Origin of the sequence: Streptomyces sp. KR80, assembly GCF_052245555.1 — a bacterium.
Lineage (GTDB): Bacteria > Actinomycetota > Actinomycetes > Streptomycetales > Streptomycetaceae > Streptomyces.
Genome location: NZ_JBQQCD010000033.1, coordinates 1 through 13490 on the forward strand (window position 1 = coordinate 1; position 13490 = coordinate 13490).

The following is a 13490-nucleotide window of genomic DNA, read 5'->3' on the forward strand; positions in this document are numbered from 1 at the left end:
CTCTTGGGGCACCCACGCCGCGCGGGAAGCCCTCGACCGCGCTAGATCCCCCTCGGCGCCACGGACGAGGTTGAGACCTCCACGGCGCCCGTGGTCACCGTGAACAGCCCGCCCTGCGGGTCGCGCATGGTCGCCACCCGCCCGATGTAGGAGTCACCCGGCGGCACGGTGACGGTTCCCCCCGCCGCGACCGCCGCCTCCGCGGCCGCCTCGACGTCGTCCACGCGGAAGTAGACGTGCCAGCGCGGTCGTACCTGCGGGTCGGGGTCGGTCTCGACGGCCCCGCCGCGCAGCCCCGCCACCATGCGCCCCGCGGCCTTGACGATCACCGCCTCGTCCTCGTACTCGACCTCGCAACCGCCCGGCTTGCCGGTTGCCCAGTCGAAGACCTGTCCGTAGAAGATGGCCGACGCGAAGGCGTCGCGCGAGCGCAGCTCCAGCCAGGCGGGGGCCTTGCCACGTCCCACCTGCCAGCCCGAGAGCACCGAGCCCTCCCAGAAGCCGAACACGGCCCCGTCCGGGTCGGCCGCGAGCGCGGCCCGGCCTCGGCCGATGCTGAGCGGTCCGACCGCAACCGTGGCACCGCGCTCTCTGATACGGGCCGCCGTCACGTCCGCGCTGTCCACGGCGAAGTAGGCCGTCCAGGCGACCGGGACGCCCATGGTCTGAGCCAGCGCTCCGATGCCGGCGACCGGGACGCCGTCGGCGACGGCGACGCAGAACTCCGGCCCCAGGGAGCCCGGCCGGAACGTCCATCCCAGCACCGCGCCATAAAAGTGCTGCGCGGCCTCCAGGTCGCGCGTCATCAAGCTCACCCAGCACGGCGCTCCGTGCACCGCGCGCGCTGCCGCCGACATGTTCGCCACTGTGCCACCGACCGGACCGCTCCGCCCGCCGGGCGGGCCCGGCATGCGCAGGGGCCTAGGTTCCTCCCGCTGCCCCGTGGGATACATGGGAACTGTGCCAGTCGTCCCGGAGTCCGTCGCCGTTCTCGCGCGCCGAGCCGTGGAGCGGAGCAACGAGCCGATCGTCGTACAGACGGTGCGCTGCACCGTGGGCGCGACGTTGGCCTACGCGGCCGCCGACCTGCTCATCAACGAGGGCCCGCCACCGCTGCTCGCCCCGCTGACGGCGCTCCTCGTCGTCCAGGTCAGCCTCTACGCCACCCTGACCACCGGCCTCCGGCGGGTCAACAGCGTGATCGCGGGCGTGCTGGTCGCCACGGCGTTCAGCGCCGTGGTGGGTCTGAGCTGGTGGAGCCTGGGGCTGCTCATCTTCGCCTCGCTGGTCATCGGCCATCTCGTGCGCGTCGACGAGTTCGTCCCCGAGGTGGCGATCAGTGCCATGCTCGTGCTGGGCGTCAGCCATGTGGCGCAGATGGCCTGGAGCCGGGTGGCCGAGACGCTGATCGGTGCGGCAGCCGGCATTCTCCTCAACGCACTCGTGGCTCCGCCCGTGTACGTGGAGCCCGCGGGCCAGGCCATCGCCGACCTGGCCCGCCGGATGCGGGCCCTGCTGATGCGGATCGGCCGGGAGTTGGAGAGCGGGGCAACGCGGGACGATGCCGTGCGCTGGCTCCATGAGGCACGCGGCGTCGACGGCGAGATCGCCCATGTCGACGCCGCGCTGACCCGCGCGGACGAGAGCATGCGCTTCAATCCGCGGGTCCGGGAGGGGCTGCTCGCCCGGCTGGTCCTGCGCAGCGGTCTCGACACCCTGGAGATCTGCGCCGTGGTGCTGCGGACCCTGTGCCGGTCGCTCACCGACCTGTCCCACCGGCGGCGTTCGGAACCGGTGTACGAGGGCGAGATGGCCGGAGCGCTGAGCGAGCTGTTCACCCATGTCGCCGACGCCGTGGACAGCTTCGGCCGGCTGATCACGGCGCAGGTCAGCTCCAACGCCGAGGTGGCGGAGGAGCAGCTGGCCCAGGCGCTGGTCGACGGGCGGGCCGACCGGCAGCGGATCGCGGATCTGCTGCGTACCGAGACCGAGCGGGAACCGGACCGGTGGGAACTGCACGGTGCCCTGCTGGCCAATGTCGACCGGCTCCTGAACGAACTGGACGTCGAGCGGCGTTCCCAGTGGCTGGCGGAGGAGCTCGATCGGCACCGGCAGGAGCCCGGACAGCCCTCCCGGATGTACCGGCTGCGCGGCGTGGCCCGCCGGGCCGGCCGGAAGTGGAGCCGCCTCACCGGCGGATGACGGGCTGATCGGCTCCATCGCCCGTACGGCGCGAGCCACCCGTACGGCAGGAGTCACCCGTACGGCAGGAGGAGCCGCAGGTGCTCGCCCGGGGCGATGTGCAGCGACCGGCCGGCCAGCACCACACGGATGGGCGGCTCCGGCGAGGGCGGGACGCCGATGTGCACCTGGCCCGGGCGCAGTAGCAGATCGATGCCCCAGTGCCCGCGATAGCGCACCGAGAACCCGTACTCGGACAGCCCCGGCAGCGGCACCGGGTCCAGCCAGAGCGCCTCCTCACGGGTCTCCAGGCCGGTCAGGCCGCGCTGGACCAGGTCGCATGTCCCGGCCATCGCGCCGAGGTGGATGCCCTCCCCGGTCGTGCCGCCCTGCAGGTCGGCGACGTCACCTTCGAGCGCCTCCCGGACGAAGCTCCACGACTCGGCACGGCGCACTCTGGCCAGCACCCAGCCGTGCACCAGTCCGCTCAGGGTGGAGCCGTGGGTGGTGCGGTGAAGGTAGTAGTCGACGGTGCGGCGCCAGATCGTGTCGTCCAGCGTGTAGCCGAGCCGCCGGAAGAGCCCGGCCAGTTCAGCGGGGGAGAACAGATAGCCGAGCATCAGCGCGTCCGCCTGCTTGGACGCCTGGTAGCGGTTGACCGTGTCGTCCTCGGCCTCAAGGATCCGGTCCAGTCGCCGGATGTCGCCGTACCGCTTCCGGTAGCCCTCCCAGTCGAGTTCCTCCAGCTCACCGAAGCCGTCGAACTGGCTGATGACGCCCTGGTGGAAGGCCACCCGCAGCCGCCGGGAGACGTCCTCCCAGTGGTCGAGCTCACTCTGCGTCACGCCGATGTGCTCGAGCAGCTCCTCCCACCGCGGCTGCGGAAGGTCGCGTACGAGGTCGAGGGCGCGGGCGATCACCCACGCGGCCGTGACGTTGGTGTACGCGTTGTCGTCCAGGCCCGGCTGCTCGGCGTCGGGATAGCCGTCGTGGTACTCGTCGGGCCCGACCACGCCGCGGATGCGGTAGCGGTCGAGACCGGTGTCGTAGAAGGCGCTGTCCACCCAGAAGCGGGCGATCTGCAGCAGCATCTCCGCGCCCTTGGTCTGCAGGAACTCGGTGTCGCCGGTCGCCTGGCAGTACTGCCACACGTTGTATGCCACGGCCGAACCCACGTGGTACTGCAGCCGGGAATGGTCCGGCAGCCAGCGGCCGGACCGCGGGTTCAGATGCAGCTCCTGGGTCTCCTCACGCCCGTCGCTGCCGCTCTGCCAGGGATACCGGGCGCCCGCCCGGCCGATCTCACCGGCCATCCGGCAGGCCTGCGGCAGCCGCCGGTGACGGTAGTTCAGCAAGGCCCGCGAGACTTCTGGGAAGTGCAGATTGAGGTAGGGCAGCACGAACAGCTCGTCCCAGAAGACATGACCGCGGTACGCCTCGCCATGCAGTCCGCGGGCCGGCACGCCCACGTCGAGTTCGGCGGTGTGCGGGGAGAGCGTCTGCAGGACGTGGAAGAGGTGGAGGCGCAGGATGTCGCCGGCCTGGCCTGGCACGTCCAACTCCGCGTTCCGCCAGAGCTGTTCCCAGGCCGTGCGGTGGGAGTCGAGGAGGCCTGCGAAGCCGGGCGCCTCGACCACCCCGTCCATGGCCGCCTGGAGGGGATCGCTGATCGCCGGGTCGTGGGAGGTGTACAACGAGACGACCTTGTCGACGGTGGCCGGGCTCCCCGGTGCGATCGGGAGGTGCAGCAGGAGCGCGACGCGTGGGTGGGCGAGGTGCAGCCGGGACGTCGTGGTGGCGGGCCCGGTGACGGAGGTCCGCGCGGCCAGGCCGATCCCGATGTCCGAAGTCGTCGTGTGGCAGCGCAGCCAGATCGTGTCCGGTTCCATGGCACCCGTTTCCATGGCACCCGTCTCGACGTGGGTCAGATGGCCGCCTTCGAGATCGCGGTAGCGGTACACGCCCTCGTTGGTCACGCCGCCGTCCAGTGCGGATTCCACCTCGATCTCGCCGGTCCAGCCCTCGGTGGTGAACTCGGTGCGCAGCCCGGCCAGATGGGGGTCCGCCATGTGCACGAGCCGGATCTGGTCGACCAGGAGCCGCCGGCCCTCGGCGTCCTCGTATCGCATCCGGCGGGTGAGAGTGCCGTCGTGCAGGTCCAGGACCTGCCGGTGCTCGATGAGCTCGTCGGTGTCCGGGGAGAACCACGCGGTGGAGCCGTCGTCGGCGCGGACCCGGAACCGCAGCGGGAGCCAGTTGGGCAGGTTGACCATGTCCTCGTTCTCCACCTGACGCTCCGCGACGAGCGAGACCAGGCGGTTGTAGCAGCCCGCGGCGTACGTTCCCGGGTAGTGCACGTCGTCGGCGACGCACTCGGGCGCCGCGCCGCGGGTGGCGAAGTAGCCGTTGCCCAGGGTGCACAGGGATTCCCGCAACCGCTCGGCGGTCGGGTCGTAGCCCTCGTACTCCCAGGTCCAGCCCGGCATCTCAGCCGCCTTCTGCGGCTGGTGGCGACTGCGGACGGGCGTCGCGCGCGCCAGGGACCGTCAGCAGCTCGGCCAGGTCCCGGACGACGAGGTCCGCGCCGTGCTCCCGCAGATCGGCGGCGCTACTCGGCCCGGCTGTCCGGTCGACCCCGATCACCAGGCCGAATCCGCCCCGGCGGCCTGCTTCCACACCCGCGAGCGCGTCCTCGATCACGGCCGTGCGTGCCGCTTCGATGCCCAGCCGGCGCGCGGCCTCGAGGAAGAGCGCGGGATCGGGCTTGCCCGGCAGCCGCAGCCGCGCCGCCTCGGTGCCGTCCACCACGGCGTGGAACCGGCCCAGGATCCCGGCGGCCGAGAGCAGCTCTCGGGCGTGTCGCGAGGCCGAGACGGCGGCGTACGGCACGCCCCGCCGGTCGAGCACGTCCAGCAGCCGAACGGTGCCGGGGTAGGCTTCGGCGCCCTGGTCGCGCAGCAGCTCGGTGAAGACCTGTTCCTTACGCGCGGCGACCGCTCGTACGGTCGACGTACCGGGTCCGTCGCCGGGCTCTCCGGCAGGGAGGTGCAGCCCCCGGGACGCGAGGAAGTCCGCGGCGCCGTCGAGGCGGGACTTGCCGTCCACATGACGGCGGTAGTCCTCGCGGGGATCGAACGGCCGACGGTCCTCGGTCGCGCCCGGCGGGGCGGCCCGCAGGCAGGCGTCGAAGGCCGTCTTCCATGCGGCGGCGTGGATCCGGGCCGAGTCGGTGATCACTCCATCGGTATCGAGGACGACGGCCGCGACGGACATCAGGGCAGGGGCGTCCGGCACGAGTTCACCGTGGCCCGTGCCGGTCTGGGCTGGGGGGCACCCCTGGGGGCACCTCCCAGCGGTAGCTGGGGGAGGTAGCTGGGGCCGTGTCGGCGCCATCGACGGTCCCTCCTGAGCGGGGGCCTCTCCCTCCACTGCACCACGGGAGAGCGGCCCCCGGCCAGCAGAGTGCGAAGGCGCCGACAGGCCGGGGCCTGTCGACGCCTCAGACCGGGCGTTTGCCGCAGGGCCACTCCCCGGCACTCCCCCTGGGGGCACTGCGGACACCGAGTCTGAGGGACGCGGAGCACAGTCGGCTGGGCAAGCCGCGCCCCCCGAGTCAGCGAGCTTCGCCTGGTGTGCCGGTCCGGTGACCGGCACACCAGGCGTGTCGAGTTCGAGGGGTGCGGGAGCGCCGCGTGTCGCGAGTCCCCCGCGCTGTCCGCCCCCGGCCGCGTCGGCTTACGTGCCGCTCGCCGCGGAGTCCCGGTCGGTGGCGCCGGCGGCGCTGTTGCTCGCGGTGACCCGCACGTAGTCGATGATCATCTGCTGGGGGAAGACGGTGCTGCCGTCGGGGTCGCCGGGCCAGTACCCGCCGACGGCGAGGTTGAGGATGATGAAGAACGGCTTGTTGAACACCCAGGATTTGCCGCCGAGGTCGGCGGGGGTGCGGCGCTGGTAGACCTTGCCGTCCACCGACCAGGTGATGGAGTTCGGCGCCCAGTCGATGGCGAAGGTGTGGAAGGCGTCGGCGAAGGCCTCGCCGCCGGGCAGGGTGTAGGCGGCACCGATGCCGCCGGAGCCGGAGTAGCCGGGGCCGTGCAGCGTGCCATGAACGGTGCTGGGCTCCTTGCCGATGTTCTCCATGATGTCGATCTCACCGCAGTTCGGCCATCCCACCTGGCCTATGTCATGGCCCAGCATCCAGAAGGCCGGCCACATGCCCTGGCCGCGCGGCACTTTGATCCGGGCCTCCACATGGCCGTACGCCTCGGTGAACTTGCCCGCGGTGTTCAGTCTGGCCGAGGTGTACTCGCAGCGCCCGTACCAGCAGTTGTAGTTCTCCGGGTTCTCCTTGCGTGCCGTGATCACCAGGTTGCCCTTGCCGTCGAGGGCCGCGTTCTTGTTGCCGGCGGTGTAGTACTGCCGCTCGTGGTTGTTGACGTTATCGCCCGTCTCGATCTGCCATTTGGCGCCGTTGACGGCGGATCCGGCGGGGCCGTCGAACTCGTCGGCGAAGGTGGCCGCCGCGGCCGGGGAATCCTTGGCGGGTCCGTCGACGAGTCCTGCGGCGGCGGGACCGGCGGTCATGGCCGTCGAGCCGACCGCCAGCACGGCTACGGCGGACAGGAGCAGGCGGCGTCGGGAACGACGGGTGTCCTTCATGCGCATGACAATTCACACCTTTCGGGCCGCCGCATACAAGAGTGGGGGGAACGGGGCCGGTGACGGCGGCTCGCACCTTCAACTCTTTTAGGGGGAACCGAGAGGGCAGTCAAGACTTTGGTATGGACCACTCCAGGTCGTAGATCCGGGTGGCCGTGTCCGCGAAGACCGCTGCCCGCTCGGCCGGACTCAGACCGTCCGTCAGGTCCCCTGCGGCGTCGACCACATCGGCGTACGAGGCCGCGACGCGGCAGACGGGCCAGTCCGAGCCGAACATCGTCCGGCCCGGCCCGAAGGCCTCCAGCACGACGTCCGCGTACGGGCGCAGGTCGTCGACGGTCCACGCCTTCCAGTCCGCCTCGGTCACCAGGCCCGAGAGCTTGCACGCGGTGTTCGGCAGTGCTCCCAGCGCACGGACGTCGTGCGCCCAGGGGTGCAACTCCCCGGCCACGATGGGTGGCTTGCCCCCGTGGTCCAGGACGAACGTGAGGCCGGGCAGCATCTCAGCGGCCTCGACCGCCGCGGGCAGCTGGTGCGGCAGGACCACCAGGTCGTAGACCAGACCGGCAGCAGCGACCGCCGCCAGGCCGCGTCGCACCTCCGGGCGAAGCAGCCACCGCGGGTCCGGCTCCCCCTGCACCTGGTGGCGGATCCCCACCAGCCGGTCGCCGCCCGGCAGTTCGCGGAGCTCGGCCAGGGCGTCGTCCACGTCGGGCGCAGTGAGATCGGTCCAGCCGACCACCCCGGCGATCAGGTCGCTGCCGTCGGCGAGCGCCAGGAACTCCGGGGTCTCCTCCGGGACCGTGACGGTCTGGACGAGCACCGTGCCGATGACTCCGGCGGCGCGCGCCTCGGGTTCGAGATCCTCGAGGCGGAAGGTGCGCCGCAGCGGTGCCAGCGCCTCACCCGTGATCCACGGCTGGTCGCGTACGGACAGGTCCCAGACGTGGTGATGTGCGTCGACGATCTGCGGCGGGATCTGGCGGCCGGACATCGCGGTCAGAGCTCCCATACGACGGGCAGGCCCGCGGCGGCGCCGTCGGGCGAGTAGTCGTGCGTCACCTCGAGAAGTTCAGTCATTCTCGCCTGCCAGGCGATGTTGACCGGGAGTCTCTCCAACTCCTGGAGGAGCGCGGCGTAATCGGTGCACTCCAGCACATGGAAGAGATCGGTGCCGCTGCGCCAGATCGTCCAGGAGGTGGCACCGGCGGCGCGGATGGCGGCCACCAGCTCCTGTGGCACCTCGCGGTGTGCGGCCTCGTACTCCTCGATCCGGTCGGCACGGACCCTGGTGTGCAACGCGATCCTCATGACGGCTCCCCGACGGCCCGGCTCTTCGCTCCGGCCGCGACGGCGCCGGTCCCACCACCGCCGGGCCGGTTCTGTGTGCTCCGCGATTCCCGCTCCCCTGCCGGCACCGGCACGCCGGAGCACAGCAGTCCCTCGTTGCGCAGCTCGTCCCAGAGGGCGTCGGAAAGGGACTCCCCCAGCATCGCCACCGCGTCCTCGACCTCCTGGGCCGAGCGCGCGCCGACCAGGACGCTCGCGACCGCCGGGTGCCCGTACGGGAATTGCAGTGCGGCGGCGCGCAGCGGCACGCCGTGACGGCCCGTCACCGCGGCGAGGCTCAGCGCCCGCTCCAGCACCGGTGCGGGGACGTCGGCGTAGTCGTACCGCGCACCCGGCCTCGGATCGGCCAAGAGTCCGGAGTTGAACACCCCGCCGATGACCACGCTCGTGCCGCGCCCGGCCGCGGCGGGCAGCAGCTCGTCGAGGCCGCTCTGGTCGAGCAGGGTGTAGCGCCCGGCGAGCAGGACGGCGTCGACATCCGTCTCGGATACGAAGCGGGTCAGCATCGCGGACTGGTTCATGCCGGCGCCGATCGCACCGACGGTCCCTTCCGCCCGCAGCCGTTCCAGCGCCGGATAGGCCTCGCGAAAGGCCTGGTCGGCGAAGTCGTCGGGGTCGTGCAGGAAGGCGATGTCGATCCGGTCGAGGCCGAGCCGCTCCAGGCTCGCCTCGAGGCTGCGCCGCACCCCGTCGGCGCTGAAGTCCCAGACCCGGCGGTGGGTCGCGGGCACGGCGAAGCCGTTGGCCAGGTCGTCGCCGCCCCCGTCGTGGGGTACCAGGAGGCGCCCCACCTTGGTGGACACGGCGTACTCGGCACGGCGCCGGGTGCGCAGCGCGGCGCCGAGCCGCCGCTCGGACAGGCCGAGCCCGTAGTGGGGCGCGGTGTCGAAGAAGCGGATGCCCGCGTCCCACGCGGCGTCGACAGCCGCCGCGGCAGCCTCCTCGGCGACCTCGGTGTAGAGGCCGCCGATTCCGGCCGCGCCGAACGACAGCTCGGTGACCTCGACTCCGCTCCGCCCGATCCGGTTCCGTCGCATGCCCTCGTCGCGTCTCACCTGTCACCTCTCCACGGCCATGCGGCGGCGCACGCGTCGGTGAGATTCATCGGATGTCTGATGATCGAGCCCTGACGAGCCTCTGTCAACCGCTTCTACGGGCCGAGGCAGGGCGAGGTCTTCGTGACGTCATCCGATGTACCGAGCGAGTGATGGGCAGGTCCCCGGCCGTCGGCGACCTCCTGGGGCCCCATCTCTTCCCATCTCGGGCGCTGCGGTTGTGTCCGCCTTGATCAGGATCGATTCTGTAGGTGATGAGTCCGGGCTGGGCTGATGCCCTGAGCGCGTGGAACGTGGCCGAAGGCGTCGACTTCCGGGGACCTCTCGATGTCACCCGGGCGGCTACGGCAGTGCTCGATGCCCGGGACGTGATCATCGGCTGGAGCCCGGCCGCTCAGGAGCTCCTCGGATACCCGCCGCAAGAGATCATCGGGCAACGGGTGGATGTGCTGCTCGTCGGCCGGCCGACCCCGGAGCCCCTGATGCTCGGGGATGTCGTCGCCCCGATGGGCCGCAGCGAGGCCCGTATCGCCCGTCACCAGGCCGGACACGTGGTGCAAGTGGTGACGACGACGTGTCCGCTGGCCCATGGCGGCGAGGGACCAGCCCGGATTCTCCTGGTGACCGAACTCGAGGAACTCCGCGTGTGGGAGGCCCATCAGGCGATGCTCCACGGACTGGCCACGCAGTCTCCCGTCTGGCTCGCCATCTACGACACCGACCTCCGCCTGGCCTGGGCGAACGCCGCCTCCGAGCGTGAGGTCGGCCTGGGGCTCGCGGACTACGTGGGCAAGCGTGCGGACGAGCTGTACCCAGGCGGCGAGTTTCTGACCGAAGGGTATCCGCGCACCCTCAACGAGGTCATGCGCTACGTGCTCGCCACCGGTGAACCCGTCGTCGATGTGCACTTCCGGGCCCGCCCGCCCACGGACCCGGATGTCGATCACGTCTGGTCCTGCTCCTACTACCGGCTGCAGGACGCCCGGGGCCACACCCTGGGTCTGTGCGAGGACGCCTTCGACATCACGGACCGCTATCGGGCACAGCAGCGGCTGGCCCTGCTGGTGCGGGCCGGAGGCAGCATCGGCACCACCCTGGACATGGCGACCACGGCGCAGGAGGTCACCGATGTGGTCGTCCCGCGGTTCGCCGACTCCGTCATGGTCGATCTGATGGAGACCGTTCTGGATGGCGAGGAGCCGCACCCGGGTGCCGGCCCCGCACAGCCGCTCGTACGCCTCGCCGAAGCGTCGAGCCTGCCTGTCGTGGAAGGGGAGACCGACGAGAGCGCCGTGCAGCGGAAGCCACAGGCGCCACGCCGGGTGAGCTACGCACCGGACTCCCCCCAGTCCCGCTGCCTGTCCTCGGACTCGGCCCTCCTGGTGGGCGGGACCAGGGAATCGCGGGTACCGGGTGAGCCCGGCGTCCACTCCTGTCTCGTCGTGCCGCTGCGCGCCCGCGGCGTCACGATGGGCCTCGTCACGCTCCTGCGCGGCGAGACGCCGGACCCGTTCGACCGCGACGAACTCTCCCTCGCCGACGAGCTGGTGGCCCGCACCGCGGTGTGCATGGACAATGCCCGCCGCTACACCCGGGAGCGCACCGCCGCCCTCACCCTGCAGCGGAATCTGCTGCCGCGGCACGTCCCTCAGCAGTCGGCCGTCGATGTGGCGTACCGCTATCTGCCTACCGACCATGTGGTCGGCGTCGGCGGCGACTGGTTCGACGTCATCCCGCTCTCCGGGACGCGGGTCGGCCTGGTGGTCGGCGACGTCGTGGGGCACGGGCTGCACGCCGCCGCCACGATGGGCCGGCTGCGCACGACGGTGCGCGCTCTGGCCCGGCTGGACCTCGCCCCCGACGAGTTGCTCTCGCGCCTGGACGACCTCGTGGGGCAGGGCGCCGAGGAGCGGGAGGAGGCGGGACGACCCGAGATCGGCGGCGTCGGCGGCGGCTCCGAGGACGACCCGGCCCTCGGCGTGACCTGCCTGTACATCGTGTACGACCCCGTCTCCCGGCGGTGCACCATGGCCCGTGCGGGCCATCTGCCCCCCGTGGTGGTCGACGCCGAGGGGCGCCGTTCGCTTCCCGATCTGCCCGTGGGGCCGCCCCTGGGGCTGGGCGGCCTGCCCTTCGAGTCGCTGGACGTCACCCTTCCCGACGGCAGCCTCATCGCCCTGTTCACCAACGGTCTGGTCGGCACGCACGACCAGGACATCGAGGCCGCTCTCGACATGCTCGGCGACGTGCTCACCGACCACCGGGACTCGCTGGAGGAGCTGTGCGACCGGGCGCTGGCAGAGCTCCTGCCCAGGGGGCCGGCGACCGACGACGCGGCCCTGCTCCTCGTACGCACCCGGGAGCTGGGGGCGGAGCAGGTGGCGGTGTGGGAGCTGCCCACCGACCCGGCGTCGGCCGGGGAGGCCCGGACGCTGGCGACGTCACAGCTCACGGCGTGGGGCCTGGAAGAGCTGGCGTTCTCCACCGAACTCGTCGTCAGCGAGCTGGTCACGAACGCGATCCGGCACGCTGCCGGCCCGGTCCACCTCCGCCTCATCCGCGACCGCACCCTGCTCTGTGAGGTCTCCGACGGCGGCCATACCTCGCCCCACCTGCGCTACAGCGCCAGTGACGACGAGGGCGGCCGGGGCCTGTTCATCGTGGCGCAGATGGTCCAGCGCTGGGGGACGCGCTACATGCCGTCGGGCAAGACGATCTGGACGGAACAGGCTTTCCCGAACCGGGCGGCGCGGCTCCCCGGTGCCGCTGCCTGACACGTCCCGCTCCCCGTGCACGGTCGCTGACGATGAGTTTCCGGCGGCCGACCGGTCACCTCTGAGGGACCATCCCTGAGAGGAGGCCGACGTTGGCCGATCCCGAGGAGCACACCGCGCTCACCGCGAGTGGATCCGGACCGCCCCAGGAAGGGAGCACGGTCGTCCTCACCGTCGCCGGTCCGGTCGCCCGCGCCGACGTCCCACTCCTGTGCGAGCGGCTGCGGCTGCTGCTTCTGGAGCATGCGAACGCCGACCGGGTCACCGTGGACGTGGGCTCGCTGGCAGCGGACCTGGCCGCGCTCGAGGCACTGGCCAGGATGCAGCTCACCGCCCGGCGCCTCGGCCGGCGGATCAGGCTGTGCCACGCCGACACGGCCTTGCGGAACCTCCTCGCCTGGGCCGGGCTGGACGATCTTCTTCCGCCGGCCACGGACCTAGGACTCGAGCCGGGAGGGCAGTCCGAACAGCGGGAACAGGTGCGCGGTGTCCAGGAAGGAGTTGAGTCCGGTGATCCGCCCGTCTGAGACCTCGAGGACCTGAAGCGCCCATGGCTCGAAACCTCCGTCGGGACCGCCGGGACGGTACTGCCCGAAGGCGGGCGAACCATTGGCCAGGACAGGCACCAGGCGAGACCCCCGGCACCCTATGCCGGTCCCGAGCATCCAGGCACGAATCTCGCCACGACCGCGCAGCCACAGGTCGTACGGCGGCATCGACAGCGTCGCGTCCTCGTGCAGCACCGCAGTGAGCAGATCCATGTCGTACCGCTCGAAGGCGTCCACATAACGCGCCAGCAGCGCGCGCTGGTCCTCGTCCAACGGATCGGCCGGGTCCGCGGCGGTGACCTCGCTCGCGGCGAGCGTCGCCCGCGCGCGCTGCAACGCGCTGTTCACGGAGGCGACCGTGGTGCCCAGCAGCTCGGCGACCTCGCTCGCCTTCCAGGCCAGCACCTCGCGCAGGATCAGCACGGCCCGCTGCCTGGGCGCGAGGTGCTGCAGCGCGGCAACGAACGCGAGCCGGACCGACTCGCGCGCCAGGGCCAGCTCCGCAGGGTCGCCGACCTCCGGCAGCACACGACCGTCGGGCATGGGCTCGACCCAGGTGACCTCCGGCAGCGGGGGGCTCAGCGCCGAGGAGGCGGACGACGGGGACGAGAGATCCATGGGGCGAGCGCGGCGCTTGCTCCCGTTCAGCATGTCGAGGCAGACGTTGGTCGCGATGCGGTAGAGCCACGACCGGAGCGCGGACCGGCCCTCGAAGCGGTCGAAGGCGCGCCACGCCCGCACCATCGTCTCCTGCACGGCGTCCTCCGCTTCGAACGCCGACCCCAGCATCCGGTAGCAGTAACCGGTCAGCTCCACGCGATGCTGCTCCAGCCGGAGCTCAACAGGTCCGCTCGGAACTGCGCCTTCGGTTGCTACGACGTCACTCATCGAGGGCCCCTTCGTCCGCCCGGTGGTCGATGCTC

At 71.6% G+C, this 13490-nt stretch carries 10 protein-coding genes and 1 pseudogene; 3 read left to right on the top strand and 8 right to left on the bottom strand.

What is annotated here, in order from left to right; all coding sequences use genetic code 11:
* Positions 1-41: 41 nt before the first annotated feature.
* Positions 42-806: a VOC family protein gene (locus tag ACTWQI_RS28470; RefSeq protein ID WP_443274778.1), complete on the bottom strand. Its 765-nt coding sequence runs from the start codon at positions 804-806 to the stop codon at positions 42-44.
* A 145-nt stretch (positions 807-951) separates the two neighbouring features.
* On the opposite strand from ACTWQI_RS28470, the gene ACTWQI_RS28475 reads away from it, so the two are divergent.
* Positions 952-2202, top strand: a complete 1251-nt coding sequence (locus ACTWQI_RS28475) for an FUSC family protein (protein ID WP_443274780.1) — start codon at positions 952-954, stop codon at positions 2200-2202.
* Between the two features lie 53 nt (positions 2203-2255).
* On the opposite strand, the gene ACTWQI_RS28480 is transcribed toward ACTWQI_RS28475, so the two are convergent.
* The 6 genes and pseudogenes from ACTWQI_RS28480 to ACTWQI_RS28505 form a co-directional block, all read right to left on the bottom strand.
* Positions 2256-4667: a glycoside hydrolase family 65 protein gene (locus ACTWQI_RS28480; protein ID WP_443274782.1), complete on the bottom strand. Its 2412-nt coding sequence runs from the start codon at positions 4665-4667 to the stop codon at positions 2256-2258.
* A 1-nt stretch (position 4668) separates the two neighbouring features.
* Complete coding sequence (locus tag ACTWQI_RS28485; protein ID WP_443274840.1) at positions 4669-5454, bottom strand: HAD family hydrolase; 786 nt, start codon at positions 5452-5454, stop codon at positions 4669-4671.
* Between the two features lie 492 nt (positions 5455-5946).
* A pseudogene (locus tag ACTWQI_RS28490) lies at positions 5947-6840 on the bottom strand (glycoside hydrolase family 16 protein); the annotation flags it as partial.
* Positions 6841-6949: 109 nt separating this feature from the next.
* The gene (locus ACTWQI_RS28495) at positions 6950-7834 is read right to left on the bottom strand and encodes an amidohydrolase family protein (RefSeq protein WP_443274784.1); all 885 of its coding nucleotides are present in this window, start codon (positions 7832-7834) and stop codon (positions 6950-6952) included.
* A 5-nt stretch (positions 7835-7839) separates the two neighbouring features.
* Positions 7840-8151 (bottom strand): L-rhamnose mutarotase, encoded by a 312-nt coding sequence (locus tag ACTWQI_RS28500; RefSeq protein ID WP_443274786.1) that lies wholly within the window; start codon positions 8149-8151, stop codon positions 7840-7842.
* The gene (locus tag ACTWQI_RS28505; RefSeq protein WP_443274842.1) at positions 8148-9227 is read right to left on the bottom strand and encodes an aldo/keto reductase; all 1080 of its coding nucleotides are present in this window, start codon (positions 9225-9227) and stop codon (positions 8148-8150) included. Before ACTWQI_RS28505 ends, ACTWQI_RS28500 begins: the two co-directional genes overlap by 4 nt.
* 272 nt (positions 9228-9499) lie before the next feature.
* On the opposite strand from ACTWQI_RS28505, the gene ACTWQI_RS28510 reads away from it, so the two are divergent.
* Positions 9500-12019 carry a SpoIIE family protein phosphatase gene (locus ACTWQI_RS28510; RefSeq protein WP_443274787.1) on the top strand — a complete coding sequence of 840 codons (2520 nt, stop codon included), beginning with the start codon at positions 9500-9502 and terminating at the stop codon, positions 12017-12019.
* A 92-nt stretch (positions 12020-12111) separates the two neighbouring features.
* Positions 12112-12546, top strand: a complete 435-nt coding sequence (locus tag ACTWQI_RS28515) for an STAS domain-containing protein (protein ID WP_443274788.1) — start codon at positions 12112-12114, stop codon at positions 12544-12546.
* On the opposite strand, the gene ACTWQI_RS28520 is transcribed toward ACTWQI_RS28515, so the two are convergent.
* Positions 12457-13455 carry a sigma-70 family RNA polymerase sigma factor gene (locus ACTWQI_RS28520; protein WP_443274789.1) on the bottom strand — a complete coding sequence of 333 codons (999 nt, stop codon included), beginning with the start codon at positions 13453-13455 and terminating at the stop codon, positions 12457-12459. The genes ACTWQI_RS28515 and ACTWQI_RS28520 overlap by 90 nt on opposite strands.
* Between the last annotated feature and the right edge of the window lie 35 nt (positions 13456-13490).